This window comes from Exiguobacterium sp. s163 (assembly GCF_018617135.1).
Classification (GTDB): Bacteria; Bacillota; Bacilli; order Exiguobacteriales; family Exiguobacteriaceae; genus Exiguobacterium; species Exiguobacterium profundum.
In genome coordinates this window covers 1-301 of the sequence record NZ_JACSJN010000021.1, presented here as the reverse complement: position 1 = coordinate 301, position 301 = coordinate 1, and the positions used below count along the sequence as shown (strand labels likewise).

The 301-nt window shown below is 44.9% G+C and carries 2 tRNA genes; both read right to left on the bottom strand.

The window, feature by feature from the left end:
- Positions 1 to 131 precede the first annotated feature (131 nt).
- Positions 132 to 208: transfer RNA gene (locus KNO71_RS17555), tRNA-Pro, on the bottom strand.
- 6 nt (positions 209 to 214) lie between these two features.
- Positions 215 to 291 (bottom strand) — tRNA-Arg (locus tag KNO71_RS17550).
- Between the last annotated feature and the right edge of the window lie 10 nt (positions 292 to 301).

The following is a 301-nucleotide window of genomic DNA, read 5'->3' as shown; positions in this document are numbered from 1 at the left end:
CGTCCTGAGCCAGGATCAAACTCTCCAAAGAATTTGATATAGCTCTTAAATTGACGAAGCTTGCGCTTCATTCAAAAATTGTAAAACTTTTTTTGCCTCATCGTTCAGTTTTCAAAGACCAAAAAAATAAATGGTCGGGAAGACAGGATTCGAACCTGCGACCCCTTGGTCCCAAACCAAGTGCTCTACCAAGCTGAGCTACTTCCCGTTAAAATGGTGCACCCTGAGAGATTCGAACTCCCGGCCTTTAGATTCGTAGTCTAACGCTCTATCCAGCTGAGCTAAGGGTGCATATGGTGCG